The following is a 15,749-nucleotide window of genomic DNA, read 5'->3' on the forward strand; positions in this document are numbered from 1 at the left end:
CGCCGGGACCATGGGGTGTGCTCCTGAAGCTTCCCTGGGGTTTACCCACCCTTATCCCCGGTAGATCCCTGGTTGTCAGCGGGTCAGGGTTGTGGTGTGCGGGCGCGTCAGGGGCACCCGGGCCTTGGTGGGCGGGTGGGAATGGTGGCTTCATAGCCCCGCGCGCGGGCTCATGCCGTGGCTCGCAAGGGGGTGGGCGGCGGGTTGTGGGCGGTGTTGCGGAGCGGTTTCTGCTCCGGATCGAGGAGGGACGGCGGGATCCAGTGCACGGTGCCGTCGTGGAGGGCGATTTTCCAGCCGCTGTGGTGGAGGAGGCGGTGGTGGCGTTCGCAGCACGAGGCCAGGTTGTCCAGGTCGGTGGGGCCGCCGTGGGCCCAGTGGACGATGTGGTGCGGGGTGGTCCACTTTGGACCGCGGTCGCAGCCGGGGAAGGTGCAGCCGCGGTCGCGGATTGCCAGGGCCCGGCGCTGGGCGTTCGTGGCGGTGCGGGCGGCGCGGCCCAGGTCCAGGACCTGGCCTTCGGTGCCCAGGACCGCGGGGTAGACCTTGGCGTCGCACAGTATTCGGCGCAGGTCGGCGGCGGACAGGACGGATTCGTCTCCTGTCACGACCGTTTTCGCCGTGCCCTGCAGGGTTTCCAAGTCGACCGTCACCGTTGCGACCGCTCGTTCGCCGGCTTTGGCGGGCAGGTCGGGGGTGCGGGCGGCCAGGTCGACGATCGCGGCGAGGGCGTCGCCGTGGCGTTCGGCTGGGGTGCGGGGGTCGGGGGTGTCGGGTGCGGACGCGGGGTCCGGTGCGGCCAGGGGGACCAGCAGTTGTTCGATCAGGGTGCCGGTTTCGTGGTCTACGTTGCCGCTGAAGCGGAAACGGCCGCTCTGGGTCCACTGCCAGCGGAATTCCCGCCAGGGGCGGGCGGCTTCCTCGGGCCGCGAGTCCGAGTCGGGAACCGAGTCCGGGTCCAGGTCGTGGTCCACGTCAGGGTAGGCGGGATCGCTGTCCCAGTAGATCTTCAGCCGGGTCGCGGCGCGGCGGACGATGCTGGGGTTGGCCTGCGTCGCGAGGGTCACCAGGGTGTCTTCGGCGACGGTGTAGTCCTCGGGGGTCAGCCACCTCGGGGCGGCGGCGAGGAATTCGGCGATGACCGCGGCGTGCTGGGCGGTGATTTCGCCCGAGGACAGGGCTTTCCAGGTCAGCGGGAGGGTGCCGGTGGCTTGGGCGAGCCGGGAGCGGGCCTCGCGCGGGGTGACGTGCAGGATCGTCGCCAGGTACGACGACGTCGAGGTGTAGCCCTCGGGCAGGGCGCCGCGCGAGTGCAGTTCCCGGATCGTCTCCAGTTGCGCGGCGTAGGCGATGTTCTGCTGTCGTTGGGTGGTCAAGAGTCTGGTGGTCAGGTCCCGGTCTGACAATTGCCAGGCGGGGAGCGTCGTCGTCGTGCTCACTCCACAATTCAATCGAACGCGCGTTCGATTACGCTATCGCTCGAAGTGGTCAACCCGTACTGCCGACGCAGCACGCACAAGATCACTTTCCGGAGCCAAAGCCCAGTCGCAGCAGCGGAAATCTGCCACTCGCCTCCAGGTGAAGGCCAGTGGGAGCCAGAGCAAAAGCGACGCTTGGTAATCGTGATCACCTGATTGAGTGACTTTAGATCGCGGTTGGCTGGGCTTAGGGGGCGGCTGCGACCGTGGTACCCGCAGGAAGATGACCGTTAGGTCGAGGAGCTTGCGATGGGCGTGAACTGGGGGCAGAACCGCCGCACCGAGCCGAATGAAGCAGTGTCCCTCCTTGAGGGCCTGCTGATCGAATGCGATGCGGGGGCAGGAGACACGGTATTGGTCGGCGGAGGACCGGCCAGCGGGAAAACGCAAGTGCAGAACCAAGTGGTGGCGCGGGCCCGTGAACTGGGCGTTCTCACGCTCACCGCGGCGGGTGCGGCCGACGAGCGCGACGTCGACGGAGGTGTGCTCGACCAACTGCTGGCCAGCCCGGCATTGCCGCGCGAAACGCTGGCCGCCGCGGACGGCGAGGACCGGATCGCCGCGTTGTGCAGTGCCTTGCACCGGTTGGCGCGAGAGCGGTCGCTGCTGATCGCGGTCGACGATCTGCAGCACGTGGACGAGACGTCGGCGCGGTTGTTGCTGCGGTTGCAGCGGCGGGCGCGGTCGGCGGGGATGTTGCTGGTGCTGACGCAGCCGGACGGCTGGTATTCCGGCGAGGGCATGACCTTCGCCGCGCAGCCGCACCGGTACGTGCATCTCACGCCGTTCACCGTGGAGGCGATCGCACAGCTGGTCCCGGACCACGGCGAAGCTGAGCGGATCCACGGGCTGAGCGCGGGAAATCCGTTGCTGGTCAGCGCTTTGGTCGACGCCCGCCGTAGCTCGGTGGACGACGGACCGGCATATTCCGATGCGGTACAACGGCTTCTGCATCGCTACGGTTCTCCGCTGCGGGAGGTGGCGACAGCGATCGCTGTGCTGGACACCGACGTCACGACGGACGCGGTCGCGACAGTCGCGGGCGTGGACCCGGTCGAGGCGGAGACGTCCGCGGGGTTGCTCGTGGAGACCGGGCTGGTCGACGGCGTGCGGTTCCGGCAGCAGCCGGCCGCGGCGGCGGTGGTCGGCGGGTTGCGCGGGTCCGAGAAGGTGCAGCTGCACATCCGGGCCGCTGAGGTGAAGCACGCACGCGGGTTGCCCGCACCGGAGGTCGCGCGGCATCTCGTGGCGGCGGGCGAAGCTCAGGCGGAGTGGGCGTTGCCGGTACTGGTCGCGGCGGCGGAGCAGGTGATGCTCGGCGACGATGTCGACTTCGCGACCCGTTGCCTGCAACTGGCGGCATCGACGACCACCGCGTCGTGGGAACAGCAGATGATCTCCCAGATGCTGGCCAAGATCACCTGGCGGGTCAACCCGGCGGCGGCCGCTCCGCATCTCGCGGCGTTGTGCGAAGGGGCTTCGCTCGACCAGTCCGACCGGATCGCGGTGGTGCGCCAGTCGTTGTGGTTCGGCGACCGGGAAACCTTCGAATCCGCGCTGGTCCGGCTGGGCGACGACCTCGAGCCGCTGCACCCGCGCACGGCGGCTGAGCTGACCCTCGCCGCGCATTGGCATTACGGCACGGCGCCGGAGTTGTCGGTCGACGCCTCGGATCCCTGGATGCGCACCGCGAAAACGCTCGCATCGGTCTGGCAGGTCGGTGGCAGCGAAGAGACTTCGGTGTGCGCGGAACGGATTCTCCAGAACTGCAGGCTCTCTGACACGTCGCTGGAAGCGCTCTCCACCGCGATTCTCGCCCTGGCGTACGACGGCAAGGCGGACCGAGCGGAAGGCTGGTGCACGTCGCTCGCCGAGGAGGCGGAGTACCGCGGCGCGGTGACGTGGAAGGCGATGCTCGACGCGATCGGCGCGAGTCTTCTGCTGCGTCGCGGCGAGCCCGCCAGCGCGGCGGAGGCGGCGAGCCGAGCGCTTGCGCTGCTTGACGAACCGAACTGGGGCGTCGCGATCACGTATCCGCTCGCCACGATGCTGACCGCGCATACCGCGGCAGGCGCGTTCAAGGCCGCGGCTGGGGTTTTGCGCCACGCGCTGCCGGAATCGGTGTTCACGACGCTCGGCGGGGTGCGGTTCCTCCGGGCGCGCGGGCAGTTCCATCTGGCCACGAACCGGGGGCTCTCCGCGGTGAGCGATTTCCAGCAATGCCAGCGGATTCTCCGCGAAAACGACCTTGACCTGCCCGCCGTCGCACCGTGGCGGACCGACCTCGCCGAGGCGAACCTCCGGCTGCGCAACCCGACCCTGGCGGTCGAGCTGGCGAAACAGCAGCTGGCGGACACGACGGACTCGTTCTCGCAGGCGGTGGCGCTGCGGGTGCTGGCGTTCGCCGGGGACGCCGGCGCACGGTCCGGGTTGCTGAACCGGGCGGCGGAGGCGTTCAAGGAATCCGGTGACCGGCTCGAACTGGCCCGCACCGTCCGCGCGATCAACCAGCTCGGCCAGCGCGCGGAACGCTCGGCAGGCCTGGTGAAGCCGGTGCAGGTGCCGCGGCAGCCGTTGCGCCCGCTCGCGCCTCGTCCGGTGGCGTCGAGACCGGAGCCGCCGCGTGCGGATCCGGAGGGACCGGCGGCGACCGCGTTGAGCGACGCGGAATTGCGGGTCGCGGAACTTGCGGCACACGGGCGGACCAACCGCCAGATCGCGGAAACGCTGTACATCACAGTGTCCACAGTGGAACAGCACCTGACCAGGGTGTACCGGAAACTCGGCGTCGCCGGACGGCGGGGGCTGGCGGGCGAACTGGCCGGTGCCGGACAGTGACCGAAAAGCTGACGGAAAGCGTGCCGGAGAGCCTGACCGAATGCGGGGCGAGAGTGCTGACCGAGGTCGAGCTGCGGGTCGCGGAACTGGCCGCGCAGGGCACGCCGGTCGGGGTGATCGCGGAGGTACTGGGAGTGTCCGCGAACACCGCCGCCGGCCACCTTGCCGCCGTCTACGTCAAGCTCCGGAACGCGTGAAGGGCCTCTCGCGCGAGATCCGCGAGAGGCCCTTCACCGGGGGCGGGAACGGGTCAGGATCGGCGGTCGGCGACCACCGCGGAGATGATGTCGTCCAGCGAGCGCGTCGGCACGAAGCCGATCTGGTTGTACGCGCGGGTGCAGTCGGGAATGCGGCGCTGCATGTCCTCGTACCCGTCGCCGTACGCCTCCTCGTACGGCACCTTCGTGATGGTGCTGCTCGAACCGGTCGCGCCGATCACGCGCTCGGCCAGCTGGGAGATGGTGGTCTGCTCGTTGCTGCCGAGGTTGAACACCTTGCCGTACGCGGAATCGTCGGCGAGCAGGTCCGCCAGCGCGGGCACGACGTCGTGCACGTGGCAGAAGCAGCGGGTCTGCTGTCCGTCGCCGAAGACGGTGATCGGTTCGCCCGCCAGGGCCTGGGTGACGAAGCGGGGGATCACCATGCCGTAGCGGCCGGTCTGGCGCGGGCCGACGGTGTTGAACGGCCGCACGATCACGGTGCGCAGGCCGTGCTCGACGGCGTACAGGTGGGCGAACGTCTCGTCCAGCGCCTTCGCCTCGGCGTAGGACCAGCGGTTCTTCAGCGGCGACCCGATGATCCGGTCGTCGTCCTCGCGCAGGCCGTCCGCGGTGTTCTTGCCGTAGATCTCGCTCGTCGACGCGACCAGGATCGGCACGTCGTGCCGCAGCGCCGCGTCGAGCATGTTCTCGGTGCCGTGCAGGTTGGTGCGGAGGCTGTCCATCGTCTTGTCGAGGATGGTGAACACGCCGACCGCGGCCGCGAGGTGGAAGATCGCGTCGATGCCCGCCATGCACGATTCGACCGCGTTCGGGTCGGTGATCGAGCCGCGCACGAACTGGAAACCGGGGTGCCCGGCGACGCCGGCGAGGTTGTCCAGGGTGCCGGTGCTGAGGTTGTCGAGCGCGACGACCTCGTCGCCGCGGGCCAGGAGGTGTTCGGTGAGGTGGGAGCCGATGAACCCGGCGCCTCCGGTGATGAGGTAACGCACGTTAGTGTCCCTTTCTCAGTTCGTGAAGAGCGCGGGGTCGAGGCGGTAGGTGGCGTCGATGACGGTCGGGCAGTCGGCGAGCCATTCGTAGTCGTGGCCCGGTTGGATGGTGTGGATGAGCGCGACGTCCCAGTCCTCGCCGTCGGGCTCGGGGACGGTGTCGAGCGAACCGCCGGTCACACGGACGTTCGGGACCAGCGGGTCGTAGTAGCCGACCTTCGCGCCCTTCGCGGCGAGCAGGTCGATGATGTCGAGCGCGGACGACGAGCGCACGTCCTGCACGCCGGGCTTGTAGGTCACGCCGACCACCAGCACGCGCGTACCCGCCATGCCCTTGCCTTCGCGCGACAGTGTGTTCAGTACGCGGTCGACAACCTGCTTCGGCCGCTCCGCGATGGCGTGCATCGCCTGGGTCACCAACGGCGCGTTGCTCTGCGTCGCGCGCAGTTGCCACAGCAGGTAGTGCGGGTCGCAGGGGATGCAGTGGCCGCCGACGCCTGGTCCGGGGTGGAACGCCATGAAGCCGTACGGCTTGCTGGCCGCCGCGTCGATGACCTCGATCGGGTCGATCGCGAAGCCGTCGCTGATCTCGGCGAACTCGTTGGCCAGCGCGATGTTCACCGCGCGGAAGGTGTTTTCGTACAGCTTGGTCATCTCGGCCGCCTCCGGCGAGCTGACGCAATGCACGCTCGGGGTCAGCACGTTGATCACGCGCTGCGCCATCGCCGTGCACACCGGGGTCACGCCGCCGAGCACGCGCGGCGTTTCGGCCTGGGTGTGCGTGACGTTGCCCGGGTCGATGCGCTCGGGGCTGGACGCCACGAACAGGTCGCGGCCGATGGTGAATCCCTTGGCCACCAGCGGTTTCACCAGAAGCCGGTTCGAGGTGCCGACGTAGCTGGTCGAGGTGAGGATGAACGTCTGGCCGCGGCGGGCGTTCGCGACCAGTGCCGCGCACGCCGCCTCCAGCGGGCCGAGGTCGGGCATCAGGTACTCGTCGAGCCCGGTCGGGACGCAGACCAGCACCGCGTCCGCGTCGGCCATCCGCGCGGAATCCGTGGTGAGCTGGAAGTCCTCCTGATGCACGGCTTTCTCGAGCCTGCGGTGGTCGGCTTCGATGAGGTCGACCTCGCCCGAGCGGATCGAGTCGAGCCGGTTCTGCGACAGGTCGATGCCGATCACGCCGACGCCGCCGGCGTGCAGGCCGAGCGCGGTCGGCAGGCCGACGTAGCCCATCCCGATCACGGCGACCGACGTCAGCTCGTTCCGTTCGGCGATGGTCTCGAATTCAGCGACAGTACTGGTCATTCCTGGTCACCCGTTTCTGGATGGGCAGTGGAAAAGCGAGCGGGAAAAGCGGAGGGAAAACCGGTCATCGGACGGAACGGACGATTTCGAAGGCTTCGGCGAGCCCGGCGCTGACCTGTGAGCCGCGGTATTCGGCCAGTGCGCGGACGCCGCGTTCGCTGCGCGGGTTCGGCCACGGCTCGAGTTCTTTGCCGTAGGCGCGCAGGGCTTCGATTTTGCGCTCGAGGTGGCTTTCGTCGAGAAGCTGCCAGCAGTTCGGCCGGAAGGCGACCGGCAGCCCGGAGGCCTCTCCGACGTCGGTGGCGGAGCGGATCTCGAAGGTGCGGACTTCGCGCACCGGGCCCTTGCCCGGCCGCCCGGCGACTCGCGCGGCGCGGCTGACGAGGGCGTGGTCGGTGCTCAGGTCGCACATGCTGGTCGCGAAGATGGTGTCCGGCTCGAATTCGCGGACCTCGCGTTCGACGACCTGGTTGAGCGCGAGGTGGCTGACGGTGTCGAGCCGGTTGTCGCCGAATTCGTGGACTCGCACGCGTTCGATGCCCAGTGTTTTGGCGGCGAGTTCGATCGCGTCGGTGCGGTTGGTGACTTCGGCGCCGGCGGCCGAACGCGAACCGTCGTCGTTGGTGAGAATGCAAAGCGAAATGGAGACGCCTTCGTCGGCGAGCCGGGCGATGGTCCCGCCCGCGCCGAGCGTTTCGTCGTCGCCGTGGGCTCCCACCACCAGCAGCCTGCGTGTCAACGTGTGCATACGATTCCCCAGTCCTTGTCCGGGCGGTGAAACCCCCAGCGGAAACGAGCCGTGCGAAATGGCTTGGAACGCAAGAAAAATTTGACATCCGGCGGTGCTTGCGACAACCCCTAAAGACCGTCTAAAGCGGACCTTGGCCGCGCGGGAGGACAGGCGCGGCAAGCGCGTTAGGGGTGGGCCGTCGCGAGGTCGGAAGCTGGTCGCGCGTTACCAGCGCACGGGAAGGTCGGCGCGCACGACGGTAGGCCCGCCCGCCGGGCTGACCACGGTGAGCACGCCGTCGATGGTGCCTGCCCGGTCGGCGAGGCCGGCCAATCCGCCGCCGGGGCGCACGGACGCGCCACCGTGCCCGTTGTCGATGATCTCGACAACCACCGTGTCGTCGTCGCGGGTAACGCGCACCGACGCGCGGTCCGCGCCCGCGTGTTTGGCGATATTGGCGAGGGTTTCGCTGACGATGAAGTACGTCGTGGTCTCCACGGGCGCGGGCGGCCGGGGTTCCACCGTCACCTCGACGTCCACGTGGATCGGCATCCGCGCGGTCAAGGCGGACAACGCGGCGTCCAGGCCGCGGTCCTGCAGCACCGGGGAGTAGATCCCCCGGGCGAGGTCGCGCAGTTCGGACACGGCGAGTTTCGCGTCGGCGTGGGCCGCACCGACCAGTTCGCGCACCGCGGCGGGATCGTCGAGCTTCAGCTGCGCCCGGCCCAGGCTCATCGCCACCGCGACCAGCCGCTGCTGCGCCCCGTCGTGCAGGTCGCGTTCGATGCGCTTGCGCTCGGCCTCTACGGCATCGACGCCGCGGGCCCGCGAGTCCTTCAACTGCCGGGAGCGGGCCTCCAGCTGCGCCGTCCGGTCCGGCCCGAGCATCGACAGCGCCAACACGCCGTGCATCGCCCCGATCCGCGGCGCCACGAAGATGCCGAACGGCGGCACGGCGACGGACACGATCCCGGCCACGAATTCCACGATGCCCAGCGGGAACGCGAGCAAGGCGTAGAGCAGTTCGCGCCACGTGGCCGGGTCCACGAGCCGGGTCTGCCAGGTCAGGAGCAGCCCGGCGCCGTGCGGATGCCGGCGGGGCGGCGGGACGTCGACGCCGAGCATGACGCGCACCCAGCGGCGTTCCGCGCGGGCCAGGCCGCGGGCCGTCGAGGTCGCGGTGATCAGGATCGGGATGCCGATCCACAGCATGGTGGTGGCGATGCCGAGCAGGGTCGTGGCGAGCACGAGCACGAACGCGACGACGCGGAGGGGGAAGCTCGCGATGAGGAAGCCGATGGTGCGGACGACGCGGGGCCGCTGCGTCACCGGCATCGAGCGATCCGCTCCAGTTCCGGCACGAGGTCGTTGAGGGTCGGCGTGGCCAGCATCTCGTCCCGGACCTCGAGCGAGCACTCGCGGAAGGACGGTTCCTCCAGCAACCGCTGGAGTCCATTCCGGACGGAGCCCGGCGTGACCTCCTCCAGATCGATCATCAGGCCGTTGCCGCGCTTCACCTGTGCGAGCGCGGAAATCCGCTCGCTCCACGTGGTGCCGGGGATCACCAGCTGGGGGACGCCGTTGACCACCGCGTTGCCGATCGTCGCGCCGCCGCCCTGGTGCACGATGGCCGAGCAGCTCGCGAGGAGTTCGTACATCGGCACGAAGTCCACCGCACGCACGTTGTCCGGAACCTTGTCGACCGACGCGAGCTGCTCCGCGTTGAGCGTCGCGATCACTTCGACGTCGAGGTCGGCGAGGCCGTCGAGCAGTGCGGAGACCGAGGTTTCCTCTTCGCCGAGCGTCTGCCGGTTGGAGATGCCGAGGGTCAGCATGACGCGCGGGCGCGACGGGGGTTCGACGACCCAGCGCGGCAGCGCCATCGGCTTGTTCAACGGCACGAACCGCGCCGGGAGGTAGTCGACGTCGACGCCGTCGTACCGGAGATAGGACGGATGGCAGTCGATGGTTTTGACGCCGTAGCGCAGGTTCTCGTCGTAGTCCGCGCCGTAGCGGCCCACCGCGTCCGACATCCATTCCACGAACGGGTCCGGGCTGGTGTCCTCGGGCTTGCTAGCGCGCAGGTCCCGGTACTGCGCGCCGATCCGCGCCGTCTGGTCGGCCGCGTACATCATCCGCAGGTGCGGGACGCCGACCGCCTGCGCGACGATCGGCGCGGTGTAGACGAGCGGGTCCCACACGACGAGGTCCGGCTGCCAGTGCCGGGCGAACCGGACGAGGTCGTTCAGCAGCGGTTCCGGCGAGTTCCAGCGGAAAACGTCGACCCAGCCGTCGTAGACGGTGCGCACGTACTCCTCGGTGTAGCGCTCCGGGCGGCTCTCGGAAAGCTGGTGCTTGCTGTGCGCGGTGTCGTCGCCGCCGGCGCTGAGCCGCCGGTGCTCCGCGATGTCGAGGTCTTCGCCGAACCACATCGCGTCGAGGCCGGTTTCGGCGAACGGCAGGACCTCGCGGGGATTGCGCTGGCCGACGAACCGCACCTCGTGCCCGGCGGCCGCCAGCGCCCACCCGACCGGGGCCATGCTGTAGACGTGCGTCCTAGTCGGGAAGACCATCAACATGACTCGCACAACGCACTCTCCGATGCCGGGGTCCGGGAAACACTGCTGGGGAAACGGTAATCGCGGCGGGCCGCTCGGCAGACCCGGCATTACGGCGTTAGGGGCCGTTAGGGGTGGGGATTCGCGGGCAGGCGCGAATAGCTTCGGCGAGGTCGTGGTGCGCGCGGGCGACCCGGCCCGCGACGGCAGGTGCCGAGACCGACGAACGAGGGGACTTCCCAGTGACCGGCCACGAGCAGAACACCGCACCGTCCACCGAGCAGATCGTCGCCGCGCTGCGGCAGTCCATGGTGGACAACGAACGGCTCAAGGCGGACAACCAGAAGCTCGCCGCGGCGATGAACGAGCCGATCGCGATCATCGGGATGGGCTGCCGGTACCCCGGCGGGGTCGCCACGCCCGCGCAGCTCTGGGACCTGGTCGCGGGCGGTGTCGACGCGGTCGGCGAGTTCCCCGAGGACCGCGGCTGGGACACCGAGTCGATCTTCGACCCCGCGGGCGGCCCGGGTACGACGTACTCGAAGGAGGGCGGTTTCCTTTACGACGCCGCCGACTTCGAGCCGGAGTTCTTCGGCATCTCCCCGCGCGAGGCCCGCACGCTCGACCCGCAGCAGCGGGTGGTGCTGGAGACCGCATGGGAAGCCGTGGAACGCGCCGGGATCGTGCCGTCGACGTTGCGGGGCAGCAAAACCGGCGTCTTCGCCGGCGTGATGTACCACGACTACGGCGCGGGCAGCAGCGACGGCAGCCTGATCTCCGGCCGCATCTCCTACACCCTCGGGCTCGAAGGTCCGTCGGTGTCGGTCGACACGGCGTGCTCGTCGTCGCTGGTCGCCCTGCACTGGGCGGCCCAGGCGCTGCGCCGCGGCGAGTGCTCGCTGGCGCTGGCCGGCGGCGTCACCGTGATGGTGACCCCGGACATGTTCGTCTACTTCAGCGAGCAGCAGGGCCTCTCCCCAGACGGCCGCTGCAAGGCGTTCGGCAGCGGCGCGGACGGCGTCGGCTGCTCCGAAGGTGCCGGAATGCTTCTGCTGGAACGGCTTTCCGACGCGCGCCGCAACGGTCACCACGTCCTCGCGGTGCTGCGCGGCAGCGCGGTCAACTCCGACGGCGCGTCCAGCGGCATCACGGTCCCGAACGGGCCCGCGCAGCAGCGAGTGATCCGTGCGGCCTTGGCGGACGCCGGGCTGAAACTGTCCGATGTGGACGCTGTCGAAGCACACGGCACCGGCACGAAGCTCGGCGACCCGATCGAGGCGCAGGCGCTGATCGCGACCTACGGCAAGGTGGCCACTGCTGATCGGCCGCTGCACGTCGGGTCGTTCAAATCGAACGTCGGCCACACGCAAGCCGCGGCGGGCGTCGGCGGCGTGATCAAGATGGTGGAGGCGCTGCGGCGCGGCGTGCTCCCGCGCACGCTGCACGCCGACGAGCCGTCGCCGCACGTCGAATGGACCGACACCGTCTCGCTTCTCCGTGAGCCGACGCCGTGGCCGGAAACCGGGCGGCCGCGTCGCGCGGGCGTGTCGTCGTTCGGCATCAGCGGGACCAACGCGCACGTGATCGTCGAGCAGGGCGACCCGGTGACGCATTCTTCGGACGATGGGCCGGTGACCTGGCTGCTGTCCGCCAACGACACGGAGGCCCTGCGGGCCCAGGCGGGCAACCTCGCGTCCTGCGCTGCCGATGCGTCCACTGTGGACATCGGATTCTCGCTGGCGACCACCCGGACCCAGCACGAGCACCGCGCCGGGATCGTCGTGGCCGACCGGGCCGCCGCGATCCGCGCGCTGACCGAGTACGCGGCGGGCCGCGCACCGGCGGGTGTCGTCGAAGGCGTGGCGAGCACCGGGCGCACGGCGTTCCTGTTCACCGGGCAAGGCGCCCAGCGCGCCGGGATGGGCCTGGAGCTGGCCGCGGCCTACCCGGCGTTCGCTGAGGCCTTCGACGCGGTGGCGGCCGAACTGGACAAGCACCTCGACGTGCCGGTGCGGACCGTGCTGGGTTCCGACGAGACCGGGTACACACAGCCGGCGTTGTTCGCCGTCGAAGTCGCGGTGTTCCGTCTGCTCGAATCGTGGGGCGTCACCCCGGATTACCTGCTGGGGCATTCGATCGGCGAGCTGGCCGCGGCGCACGTCGCCGGAGTGCTCTCGGTTGAAGACGCGTGCACGCTCGTGACGGCGCGGGCCCGGCTGATGCAGGCCCTTCCCTCCGGCGGGGCAATGGTCGCTGTCGCGGCGGCTGAGGCCGATGTCGTGCCGCTGCTGACCGAGGGCGTGTCGATCGCCGCCGTCAACGGACCGGCGTCGGTCGTGCTGTCCGGCGACGAGGACGCGGTCCTCGCGGTGGCATCGAACTTCGAGAAGACTTCGCGGCTCAAGGTGTCGCACGCGTTCCACTCGGCGTTGATGGAGCCGATGCTGGCCGATTTCGCTCTCGTCGCCCGGAAGCTGACCTATTCCGAGCCCGCGATCCCGATCGTCTCGACGGTTTCGCCGGACGCCGATCTGACTTCGCCGGAGTACTGGGTGAACCAGGTGCGCGACGCGGTCCGGTTCGCCGACGGTGTCCGCACGCTGCTCGACGCTGGCGTCACGACGTTCGTGGAGGTCGGCCCGTCGGCCGTGCTCACCGCGATGGGCCAGCTGTGCCTTGGCGCGGACGACCGGGCGACGTTCGTGCCGGTGCTGCGCAAGGACCGGCCCGAAAGCGAGTCGGCAGCCGCCGCCGTGGCCACGTTGTTCACCACTGGGTCCACTGTGAACTTTTCGGCGTTCTACGCTGGCGGGGCATCGGTCGAGCTGCCGACGTATGCCTTCCAGCGCAAGCGTTACTGGCTGGAGAACCCGACCGGGGCCCGCGTCCGCGGGGTCGCCGAGGTCGGGCAGGTCGACGCCGGGCACCCGCTGCTGGGCGCGGTCGTGGCGACCGCCGACACCGGCGGCGTCGTGCTCACCGGGGAGCTTTCGCTGCGCGCGCAGCCGTGGCTCGGCGACCACGTCGTGCAGGGGGTTCCGCTGTTCCCCGGCACGGCTTTCGTCGAACTGGCCGTGCGGGCGGGCGACGAGGTGAATTGCGCGCGGCTCGACGAGCTGACGCTCGCGGTCCCGCTGATCCTGCCCGAACACGGATCCGTCCCGGTCCAGGTGACGGTGGGCGCGGAGGACGAGTCGGGCACCCGCGCGGTGGGCATTTACTCGCGGGCCGCGGACACCGGGGAGTGGACGCACCACGCCAGCGGGAGGGTGTCGCCGACGGCGGACACGCCCGTTGCCGCCGCGGAGTGGCCCCCGGCCGGTGCGGTCGAGATCGACGTGACCAGCCGCTATGACGAACTCGCCGCCCAGGGCTTCGACTACGGGCCGGTCTTCGCCGGGCTCCGCCGGGTCTGGCGCGACGGGAACACTCTCGCCGCCGAAGTCGCGTTGCCGGAGCACACCGACGGTTCGGCCTTCGCGTTGCATCCCGCCCTGCTGGACGCCGCGCTGCACACCATCGGTCTGGCCGGGCTGACGGAGGACAAGCCAGCGTTGCCGTTCGCGTGGAGCGGGGTTTCGCTGCACGCCGCCGGGGCGTCGAGCCTGCGCGTGGTGCTCTCCGCAGACGTCGAGAACACCATTTCGCTCACCGCCACCGATCCCGCTGGCGCGCCGATCGTGACCGTGGGGGCGCTGGCGCTGCGGCCGATCGCCGACGACGCGTTCGCCCGTCCGGCAGCAGGCGACTCGCTGTTCCGGGTGGAATGGCAGCCTTACTCCGGCGATGCCGCTTCCGGCGTTTCGCACGCCGTGCTCGGCGCGGATCCCTTCGGCCTCGGCGGAGAGTCCTATGTGGACCTTGCTACGCTGATCGACGCGGTGGGGACAGGGAAGGCCGCCCCGGACGTGGTGTCCGTGTCGTTCAAGGCACCCGAGGAGGCGTCGCCCGAACTGGCGCGCGAGGCCGCCCACCGGCTGCTGGACCTGGTCCGGACATGGGTCAGTGAACCGGCGCTGGCCGCTTCCCGGCTCGTTGTGGTCGCTTCCCACGCCATCGCGACGCGTCCCGACGAAGACGTCGCCGACCTGGTACACGCCGCGCTGTGGGGCGTCGTCCGGTCGGCCGAGCTGGAGTACCCGGACCGGTTCGCGGCGGTCGACCTCGACGGCAGCGAACCACCGCTGGCCACCGTGCTCGGCGCGATCCAAGCCGGTGAGCCCGGTGTCGCCGTCCGCGACGGGGCGGTGCTGGTGCACCGGCTGGCGAAGTTCGCCCCCGAGACTTCGGCACCGTCGCTGAGCCCGGACGGAACTGTGCTCGTCACCGGCGGCACCGGGGCGCTGGGCGCGTTGATCGCGCGGCACCTGGTGACCGACCACGACGTGCGTCACCTGCTGCTCACCAGCCGTCGCGGCGAGGCGGCACCGGGAGCGACGGAGCTCAAGGCGGAACTGGAGGAGCTGGGCGCTTCGGTTTCGCTGGCGGCCTGCGATCTCGCCGACCGGACCGCGGCGGCCGCGCTGGTGGCGGGCGTGCCTGCCGAGCACCCGCTGACCGCGGTCGTGCACACGGCAGGCGTCCTGGACGACGGGGTGCTGCTCGCGCTGACCCCGGAGCGGATGGACGCGGTGCTGCGGCCGAAGCTGGACGCGGCCTGGCACCTGCACGAGCTGACCGCGGAGCTCGACCTGGCCGCGTTCGTGCTGTTCTCCTCCGTCGCGGGCACGTTCGGTTCGGCCGGGCAGGCGAACTACTCGGCCGGGAACGTGTTCCTCGACGCGCTGGCCCACCGCCGGACGGCGCGCGGGTTGCCCGCGGTGTCGCTGTCGTGGGGCCTGTGGTCCGGCGGCATGGCGGGCGCGCTCGGCGACACCGACCTGGTCCGGATGGCGCGGTCCGGCGTGGCCGGGCTGTCGTTCGCCGACGGGCTCGAGCTGTTCGACGTGACGTTCGGCACCTCGCAGCCGGCGCTGGTGCCGGTCCGGCTCGACCTGGCCGGGCTGCGGTCCGCCGCGGACCGAGTGCCGCCGATGCTGCGCGGCCTGGTGCGCGCGGGCACGCGGCGGCGTGCCGCGGCCGCCGACGACTCGTGGGCCCGGATCGAGGCCCTGCCCGCCGGGGAACGGGAGCGGGCGCTGCTCGACCTCGTGTGCGGCACGGCCGCGGTGGTGCTCGGGCACGACCGCTCGGACGCGATCGACCCGCGCAAGGGATTCATCGAGCTCGGCTTCGATTCCCTGACCGCGATCGAGCTGCGGAACCGGCTGGACGAGCTGTCCGGTCAGCGCCTGCCCGCGACGCTGATCTTCGACTACCCGTCCCCGAGCGCCGTGGCAGGACTCCTCGGAACGGGCCTGGCGGACCAGCCGTCCATTGTGGACTCCCGGTTGGCCGCTCTCGAATCCGCGTTGCGGGACAACGCCTTGGCCGAGGACGACCGGGAGAAGCTGGTCAGCCGCTTGACCGCGTTGCTGGCGGCATACTCGGCTCCCGAGAAGTCGGCGGACATCGAGAACGCCAGCGCTGAGGACCTCTTCGCGCTCCTGGACGAGGAACTGGACACCAAACCGGTATGACCCCGCGAGTCCCCGCTGACGCCAAGCCAATGGCGCAGCGGGGACTCG

At 70.3% G+C, this 15,749-nt stretch carries 9 protein-coding genes; 3 read left to right on the forward strand and 6 right to left on the reverse strand.

The window, feature by feature from the left end; translation table 11 throughout:
• Positions 1 to 170 precede the first annotated feature (170 nt).
• Positions 171 to 1,439, reverse strand: coding sequence for an HNH endonuclease signature motif containing protein (locus tag WA670_RS11315; RefSeq protein WP_336157648.1), 1,269 nt, complete (start codon positions 1,437 to 1,439; stop codon positions 171 to 173).
• 288 nt (positions 1,440 to 1,727) lie between these two features.
• Here WA670_RS11315 and WA670_RS11320 point away from each other — a divergent pair, with 288 nt between their 5' ends.
• Both WA670_RS11320 and WA670_RS11325 read left to right on the forward strand, forming a co-directional pair.
• Positions 1,728 to 4,316 carry a helix-turn-helix transcriptional regulator gene (locus WA670_RS11320; RefSeq protein ID WP_238604590.1) on the forward strand — a complete coding sequence of 863 codons (2,589 nt, stop codon included), beginning with the start codon at positions 1,728 to 1,730 and terminating at the stop codon, positions 4,314 to 4,316.
• Positions 4,313 to 4,513: a LuxR C-terminal-related transcriptional regulator gene (locus WA670_RS11325; RefSeq protein WP_037810564.1), complete on the forward strand. Its 201-nt coding sequence runs from the start codon at positions 4,313 to 4,315 to the stop codon at positions 4,511 to 4,513. The genes WA670_RS11320 and WA670_RS11325 overlap by 4 nt, the downstream gene beginning before the upstream one ends.
• Positions 4,514 to 4,566: 53 nt before the next feature.
• Here the strand turns inward: WA670_RS11325 and WA670_RS11330 are convergent, their stop codons facing one another.
• The 5 genes from WA670_RS11330 to WA670_RS11350 form a co-directional block, all read right to left on the reverse strand.
• Positions 4,567 to 5,526: an NAD-dependent epimerase/dehydratase family protein gene (locus WA670_RS11330; protein WP_336157649.1), complete on the reverse strand. Its 960-nt coding sequence runs from the start codon at positions 5,524 to 5,526 to the stop codon at positions 4,567 to 4,569.
• Positions 5,527 to 5,541: 15 nt separating this feature from the next.
• Positions 5,542 to 6,834 (reverse strand): nucleotide sugar dehydrogenase, encoded by a 1,293-nt coding sequence (locus WA670_RS11335; RefSeq protein WP_037810562.1) that lies wholly within the window; start codon positions 6,832 to 6,834, stop codon positions 5,542 to 5,544.
• A gap of 64 nt (positions 6,835 to 6,898) precedes the next feature.
• Positions 6,899 to 7,582: a PIG-L deacetylase family protein gene (locus WA670_RS11340; RefSeq protein ID WP_238604592.1), complete on the reverse strand. Its 684-nt coding sequence runs from the start codon at positions 7,580 to 7,582 to the stop codon at positions 6,899 to 6,901.
• 207 nt (positions 7,583 to 7,789) lie between these two features.
• Complete coding sequence (locus WA670_RS11345) at positions 7,790 to 8,899, reverse strand: sensor histidine kinase (RefSeq protein ID WP_336157650.1); 1,110 nt, start codon at positions 8,897 to 8,899, stop codon at positions 7,790 to 7,792.
• Positions 8,890 to 10,143, reverse strand: coding sequence for a nucleotide disphospho-sugar-binding domain-containing protein (locus tag WA670_RS11350; protein ID WP_238608264.1), 1,254 nt, complete (start codon positions 10,141 to 10,143; stop codon positions 8,890 to 8,892). Before WA670_RS11350 ends, WA670_RS11345 begins: the two co-directional genes overlap by 10 nt.
• A gap of 221 nt (positions 10,144 to 10,364) precedes the next feature.
• Here WA670_RS11350 and WA670_RS11355 point away from each other — a divergent pair, with 221 nt between their 5' ends.
• On the forward strand, positions 10,365 to 15,701 hold the full coding sequence (locus WA670_RS11355) for a type I polyketide synthase (protein ID WP_336157651.1): 5,337 nt from the start codon (positions 10,365 to 10,367) through the stop codon (positions 15,699 to 15,701).
• The last annotated feature ends 48 nt before the right edge of the window (positions 15,702 to 15,749 follow it).

This window comes from Amycolatopsis sp. VC5-11 (assembly GCF_037034185.1).
GTDB lineage: Bacteria > Actinomycetota > Actinomycetes > Mycobacteriales > Pseudonocardiaceae > Amycolatopsis > Amycolatopsis nivea.

Coding starts and splice junctions, on each gene's coding strand:
- WA670_RS11320 (WP_238604590.1), top strand. CDS start 1,728: ATGGGCGTGAACTGGGGGCAGAACCGCCGCACCGAGCCGAATGAAGCA.
- WA670_RS11335 (WP_037810562.1), bottom strand. CDS start 6,834: ATGACCAGTACTGTCGCTGAATTCGAGACCATCGCCGAACGGAACGAG.
- WA670_RS11340 (WP_238604592.1), bottom strand. CDS start 7,582: ATGCACACGTTGACACGCAGGCTGCTGGTGGTGGGAGCCCACGGCGAC.
- WA670_RS11345 (WP_336157650.1), bottom strand. CDS start 8,899: ATGCCGGTGACGCAGCGGCCCCGCGTCGTCCGCACCATCGGCTTCCTC.
- WA670_RS11350 (WP_238608264.1), bottom strand. CDS start 10,143: ATGTTGATGGTCTTCCCGACTAGGACGCACGTCTACAGCATGGCCCCG.